The 6,593-nt window shown below is 58.6% G+C and carries 4 protein-coding genes, 1 tRNA gene and 1 pseudogene; all 6 read left to right on the forward strand.

Annotation, left to right across the window (positions count from 1 at the left end):
* The first annotated feature begins 93 nt into the window (after positions 1-93).
* The 6 genes and pseudogenes from rpoD (at position 94) to BO1_RS23155 (ending at position 6,376) form a co-directional block, all read left to right on the forward strand.
* On the forward strand, positions 94-2,502 hold the full coding sequence (rpoD, locus tag BO1_RS23135) for an RNA polymerase sigma factor RpoD (protein ID WP_084688129.1): 2,409 nt from the start codon (positions 94-96) through the stop codon (positions 2,500-2,502).
* A 184-nt stretch (positions 2,503-2,686) separates the two neighbouring features.
* A tRNA-Ile gene (locus tag BO1_RS23140) sits at positions 2,687-2,774 on the forward strand.
* A gap of 640 nt (positions 2,775-3,414) precedes the next feature.
* Positions 3,415-3,612 (forward strand): annotated as a pseudogene (locus BO1_RS62065) (contractile injection system protein, VgrG/Pvc8 family); the annotation flags it as partial.
* A gap of 164 nt (positions 3,613-3,776) precedes the next feature.
* Complete coding sequence (locus BO1_RS57840; RefSeq protein ID WP_084688130.1) at positions 3,777-4,130, forward strand: DUF2875 family protein; 354 nt, start codon at positions 3,777-3,779, stop codon at positions 4,128-4,130.
* Positions 4,131-4,491: 361 nt separating this feature from the next.
* Entirely contained in the window at positions 4,492-5,067 is a 576-nt protein-coding gene (locus tag BO1_RS23150; protein WP_028219588.1) for a helix-turn-helix domain-containing protein, read from the forward strand.
* A 142-nt stretch (positions 5,068-5,209) separates the two neighbouring features.
* On the forward strand, positions 5,210-6,376 hold the full coding sequence (locus BO1_RS23155) for a porin (RefSeq protein ID WP_028219589.1): 1,167 nt from the start codon (positions 5,210-5,212) through the stop codon (positions 6,374-6,376).
* Positions 6,377-6,593: the final 217 nt, after the last annotated feature.

The following is a 6,593-nucleotide window of genomic DNA, read 5'->3' on the forward strand; positions in this document are numbered from 1 at the left end:
TTTTTTCCGGGCGGACAGCTCAAGTATCACTCGGAGGTCATTCGCCGGGCGGTATCGGGAAGTTGTCCAGTTTCCAGCAAGGGCGGAATGGCAATGGCAAAGACTACAGGCGGAAAAAAGGCGACAGGCAAAGGCTCGACGGAGCCGACCAGCAAGGTCACGCAGGCCCAGGACGTCCCACCCGCCAGTTCCCGCCGCGAGGCGGTAACCGCCAGTCATGAAGTCCCCGCAGTCCGGAAGAAAGCCATGGCTGCTTCGGCCGCGCGAGCGGCGCCAACACGTGCGGCGAAAGCCGCGACTCACCCGGCAACGAAGCGGTCCGGTGGTCCGAGTAGTGCAAGGCAAGTGCCTGCCGTTGCGGACGATGCGGCAGAGCGCGAGGCTCCAGTATCCACGGTTCAAGAGGCTGATGTCCAGCAGCCGCGAGTCGAGACTACAGCCGGTACGGCGAACTCCATGACGAAAAAGCTGAATGAAGTGTCCGTCGATGACGACGCAAACCAGAGCGAAGAGAGCACGCCCACCGCGGGCAAGGGTGAGAAGACCACCCGTGCGCGCGACCGGCGAGCGAAGGAAAAGGCGCTGCTGAAAGACGCGTTCGCGTCATCGCAGCCCGGGACCGTCGAGGAACTCGAAGAGCGCCGCAACAAGTTGCGCGCGCTCATCAAGCTTGGCAAGGAGCGCGGCTACCTAACCTACGCGGAAATCAACGATCACCTGCCGGACAACTTCACCGAGACCGAGGCGATCGAAGGCATCATCGGCACGTTCAACGACATGGGCGTGGCCGTCTACGAACAGGCGCCCGATGCCGAAACGCTGCTCCTGAACGACAACGCGCCCAACGCTTCTTCGGACGACGAAGTAGAAGAGGAAGCGGAAGTCGCACTCTCCACCGTCGACTCCGAATTCGGCCGCACGACCGACCCGGTGCGCATGTACATGCGCGAAATGGGCACGGTCGAGCTGCTGACGCGCGAAGGCGAAATCGAAATCGCCAAGCGTATCGAAGACGGCCTCATGCATATGGTCATGGCGATCTCCGCTTGCCCGACCACCATCGCCGACATCCTCTCCATGGCCGAGCGCGTGGCGAACGACGAGAGCCGCGTGGACGAGCTCGTCGACGGCCTGATCGATCCGAACGCCGAGGACACCGACGGCTTCAATGCGAAGGAAGCCGAAGAGATCGAAAACGAGGTGGAAGAGGACGAAGAGGACGAGGACGAAGAGGAGGAGGAAGAGGACGACGGCGCGGCCCAGGCGACGGCCAACGCGGCGCAGCTCGAAGCCCTCAAGCGCGCCTCGCTCGAAAAGTTCGCGCTCATCAGCGAGTGGTTCGACAAGATGCGCCGCGCGTTCGAGAAGGAAGGCTACAAGTCGAAGTCCTACCTGAAGGCGCAGGAAACGATCCAGAACGAGCTGATGTCGATCCGCTTCACGGCGCGCACCGTCGAGCGCCTGTGCGACACGTTGCGCGCACAAGTGGACGAAGTGCGCCAGGTCGAGCGCCAGATTCTGCACACGGTCGTGGACAAGTGCGGCATGCCGCGCTCGGAGTTCATCGCGCGCTTCCCGGGCAACGAAACCGACCTCGAATGGTCCGACAAGATCGTTGGCGAGAATCACGCCTATAGCGCGATTCTCTCGCGCAACATCCCGGCGATCCGCGAACAGCAGCAGCGCCTGCTGGACCTGCAGGCGCGCGTGGTGCTGCCGCTGAAGGACCTGAAGGAAACCAACCGCCAGATGGCGGCGGGCGAACTGAAGGCGCGCCAGGCCAAGCGCGAGATGACCGAGGCGAACCTGCGTCTCGTGATCTCGATTGCGAAGAAGTACACGAATCGCGGTCTGCAGTTCCTCGACCTCATTCAGGAAGGCAACATCGGCCTGATGAAGGCGGTGGACAAGTTCGAATATCGTCGCGGCTACAAGTTCTCGACCTACGCGACGTGGTGGATCCGCCAGGCCATCACGCGCTCGATCGCGGACCAGGCGCGCACGATCCGCATTCCGGTTCACATGATCGAGACGATCAACAAGATGAACCGCATCTCGCGGCAGATTCTGCAGGAGACGGGCCTCGAGCCGGATCCGGCCACGCTTGCCGAGAAGATGGAAATGCCGGAGGACAAGATCCGCAAGATCATGAAGATCGCGAAGGAGCCGATCTCCATGGAAACGCCGATCGGCGACGACGACGATTCGCATCTGGGCGACTTCATCGAAGACAACAATACCGTTGCGCCAGCGGACGCCGCGCTGCATGCCTCCATGCGCGATGTGGTGAAGGACGTGCTCGACTCGCTCACGCCGCGCGAAGCGAAAGTGCTGCGCATGCGCTTTGGTATCGAGATGAGCACCGATCACACGCTCGAGGAAGTCGGCAAGCAGTTCGACGTCACGCGCGAGCGGATTCGCCAGATCGAAGCGAAGGCGCTGCGCAAGCTGCGTCACCCGAGCCGCTCGGACAAGCTCAAGTCGTTCCTCGAAGGGAACTGATGTTGGGTTGAGATGGGAGCGAGACGCAGGTAACGACGTATCTATGGCGCTTATTTTGCGTTCAGTTGCGTGCGTCGGATAGGCAGGCTGGTGTGGTTCGTGTAGTATGTCGGCCTGCCGTCGAAAAGCCCGGCCTCAGTGTAGACCGGGCTTTTTTGTTGACTTTCGCTCGTTGTAGCTTCGTGGGCCGGACGCCGTGTTGGTTGCAGGCAGTGGACTCATAATCCACCGGAGAAATCCCGTCGTCGGTTCGAACCCGACCCGGCCCACCATTCTCCATTCCACCAGGATCGCGGGTGCTCTGTGCCGTTAAGCATAAAGTGGCCACCTGGACAGGTTAAGGGGCATCTCGAAACGGCTGCTGCTATCGACTGCCGCTTTCTCGATTGACGTTTCGAAACGTTATCAACTTTACTCTCCGTATAGTTTGATGCATAACGCGACCACTGCGTCGTGATAAATGGCTTCATATTTTCAGATTCGGAACAGATTCGGGCTACGTTTATGCTGATTTCGAACGCTTCGTTGTTATCGTTGTGAAATGTGTCGCGTATAAATGTTTGGATCTGCGAGGCGGAATTATTTCCTTTGATCTGTTCAATCGCATAAATCTGGAATAAATACTGACTATTTTAATGTCTTTCAAAATAATTTGACTGCGAGTTAATCGCCTGATATTTTCTGCGCGACTTCCTGCCGCTCGCATATTGCGTAGTGTTTAAGCGGGAAAAGTGCCATGGTCAATTTAAAACAGTATCAGCGAATTTCTACCGAGTAGCAGGTCGTGAACTTTCCCGCTATCCAGCGTATATTTATCGGCGCCCTCCCGTCGCAGAGCCCCGCCCATTCAGACTATACTGGCGCGCCTCCCAAACCGAACTTTCCAGTTTATTGTTTCTGCAACGGCTGGACATGCGCGAGGACCTTTGCGGGGGCATAGAGGGAAGACTTTCCTGCATCTCGACCAGCAACGGAATTCCGCTCCAGAATTTCCTGGGCCAGCCGGTGACTATCCAGTTGGTGACGGATACTGGCACGCTGCAGCCAATCTGCGCGATCGTCACGGACGCGCATGAAGGAGAGTCCGACGGTTCACTTGCGGCTTATCAACTGGTCGCACGCTGGATATTATCCAGACGCTGGTCCGTGTATGGCGGTCGAGAAGCAAGATGCTTGCGGCTACGTTTGATATTGACGTGTCGCGTCTTGATGCTTCGAGGATGGATTCACCATGACGCAGCGTCTGCTTTTTTTTCGCCCCAATACCGTTCGCGATGCAATTTCGATTCTGGAGCGTCGCGTCGATATGCGGATTTTTCGCACCCAAAGCTGTTCCTGCGTTTAACGAGAACGGAAACTTCGTTCCCTCTAACCCCGACAGCCTCGTGGGCCTGCTGGTTACCCGGAAGGATCGCGTTGACCGGATGATCCGGCCTTATACGGTCGACACGGATGGCACTATCGACAGGACCAAGACGCAGTATGACGTCGTGAAGCTGTCGAACTCCTATTGGAAGGAACAGCGTGCGTATGTGGGCCCCTGCATTGGCGGTGCCGCTTGTCTGATCGCGCGGCGAAACCTGATTCGACAAGTCAAAGAGGCGCGCCATCGGGCGAGCGCGCCCTGATTGGCGTTAGTGGTATGCCGTAGTAGCCGAAGCGCTTCCGCATCTCGATCAGGAAAACTGTCGAGAACGATCTCGTCCGTGAAACCGATGAATTCATTGTGACCCCAATTCGCTGAAAATTTGCTGCGATAGGGGTGAGGACACGCGGGTTGCGTGCGGATACGAAGCGGGCCGCAACTCACGCAGGTCCCAAGTTTACAACTTCATTTTTGTCTGATCGTCCCTCACAGTGGCGGCGCGGATCTCGCTGATGCACTGTTTGGGCGCCGGCTCCAATAAGGGAAATTCCGGCTAGGCGCGAGGGTATCAAACAAGGTTTACTTCGATCAAACAATTTTTGACCGCAATTTATGTTCTTGATATGGTTTCTAGAAGTGGGGGGCAGGACCCGGCTGCGTCAGCGTTCGGCGAAAAGATCCGCGCACTGCGCCAGCGGCTGAACCAGACGCTCGAGCAGACGGCCACGGCGGCCGGTATTTCCAAGCCGTTTTTGTCGCAGGTGGAGCGTGGTCTGGCTTCGCCGTCGCTGACCTCGCTCTCGGGTATTGCGCGGGCGTTGGGCGTGACGATGCAGTACTTCGTCGAAACGCCATCGGAGGAGCGTTCGGTCAAGCGCGGCGATCAACTGGAGTTTTTCGGCTTCGCGGATTCGGCGAATCTGTTTGCACGGCTCACGAATACGGCCGGAGGACGCCAGCTCGAATCGATTCTTGTGCGCGTGCCTGTGGGCAAGACGCGCTCGGAAGTCACGACGCACGCAGGGGAGGAGTTCCTCTATGTGATCGAGGGCGAAGTGTCGCTGGAGCTGGAAGGCAAGGAGTTTGTGCTGCACAGGGGAGACTCGGCGCATTATCAGTCCACGGTTCCGCATAGCTGGAGCAACAACGGAAGCAAGGAAGCGGTTGTCGTCTGGGTAGGGACACCGCGGCTGTTCTAATCGGGGAGTGTAGGCCATGTCGAGACGTCGGGTATTGCTCTGCATGGCATTGTAAGGATAACGAAATTACAGACCGTCATCCGCATTCGAATAAAACAAAACCCATTCCAATCAATCCAAAAATTAGATCACTGAAATACAGATGAAAAACAGCAAAATCAAGATCAGCGTTATCGCTGTTGCCGCTTTCGCAGCATCCTCGGCAGCAATGGCGCAGTCTTCGGTCACCCTGTACGGCATGCTCGACGCAGGTATCAGCTACACCTCGAACGTGGGTGGCCACTCGCAGGTCGCCCTCGTTGGCGGTGCCTCAGGTTCGAACAAGTGGGGCCTCCAGGGTCAGGAAGACCTCGGCGGCGGCCTCAAGGCAGTCTTCAAACTCGAAAATGGTTTCAACATTGCCACAGGTGGCATCGGCGGCCAGGGCCCCATTGGCTCCTCGCGTTCGCTGTTCAACCGCCAGGCTTACGTAGGCCTCACTTCGGACCAGTACGGTACCCTGCGTATGGGGCGCCAGATCGACGCCGTGACGGAAATGGTTCAAGGCCTGACGGGCGACGCCATTTCGGCATCGACATTCTCGACCCCGGGCGACGTGGACAACAACGACAACACGACGAACCAGAACAACGCGGTGAAGTACATTTCGCCGGTTTTCCACGGCTTCCAGGCTGAAGGCGCGTACTCGTTCGGCGGCGTTGCCGGTGCGATGGGTTCGGGTCAATCGTGGTCGGTGGCTGCGGACTACGCTCAAGGTGGTCTGACGGTCGCTGGCGGCTACTTCAAGGCTGCAAACCAGGGTGAGGCCGGCTGGCAGAACGCAACGGCGCAACCGTCCTTCGGTGGTGCACTGGGCTACCCGAGTTCGGGCTACTACGGTGGCAATGCGTTCAAGAGCGCGGGCATCGCTCAAGTCGCTGGCCAATACCAGTTTGGTCAGTACACGGCTGGCCTGCGGTACTCGAACGCTCAATACCAGGGCAACGATGGGCAAGCGTCGATTCACTTCAACGTGATCGGTGGCCTTCTGCAGTACCAGGCAACCCCGGCGCTGTCGCTGGCTGCCGGATACACGTATGTCTACGGTTCGCAAGCCACGCCTGAACAAGCCGCTGAGGGCCGCACGATGGCTTCGATCAACCAGGTGTCGCTGGGTGCTACGTACGCGCTGTCGAAGCTCACCTCGGTCTATGTCATGGGTGCCTACGTCCATGCTCAGGGCGCTCAGGCTTCGGCTGCTGACTTCGGCAACACCGCGTCGGGCGGCAACCAGGTGCAAGCCAACGTTGGCATGTACCACCGGTTCTGATCGCAGGTTCAGAAGCCCGGGTAGTGGACACATTACCCAGACAAAGAAAGCCCCGCTAGTGAACGGCATCTCAAGCCAAAGTGGTCGATTTCGGCCCTTTGGCGCACCGGAACGACGATCTGTTTGTCTACGATGATCGCGTCCAGACGGTGGGTTGCTGTGGGGCGCCCCGGCTGTTGCAAGATCGCTGTACGCCGGCTCCGGCTGGCACCGAATC

Source organism: Paraburkholderia oxyphila NBRC 105797, assembly GCF_000685075.1.
GTDB lineage: Bacteria > Pseudomonadota > Gammaproteobacteria > Burkholderiales > Burkholderiaceae > Paraburkholderia > Paraburkholderia oxyphila.

Coding starts and splice junctions, on each gene's coding strand:
- rpoD (WP_084688129.1), top strand. CDS start 94: ATGGCAAAGACTACAGGCGGAAAAAAGGCGACAGGCAAAGGCTCGACG.
- BO1_RS57840 (WP_084688130.1), top strand. CDS start 3,777: ATGCAATTTCGATTCTGGAGCGTCGCGTCGATATGCGGATTTTTCGCA.
- BO1_RS23150 (WP_028219588.1), top strand. CDS start 4,492: ATGGTTTCTAGAAGTGGGGGGCAGGACCCGGCTGCGTCAGCGTTCGGC.
- BO1_RS23155 (WP_028219589.1), top strand. CDS start 5,210: ATGAAAAACAGCAAAATCAAGATCAGCGTTATCGCTGTTGCCGCTTTC.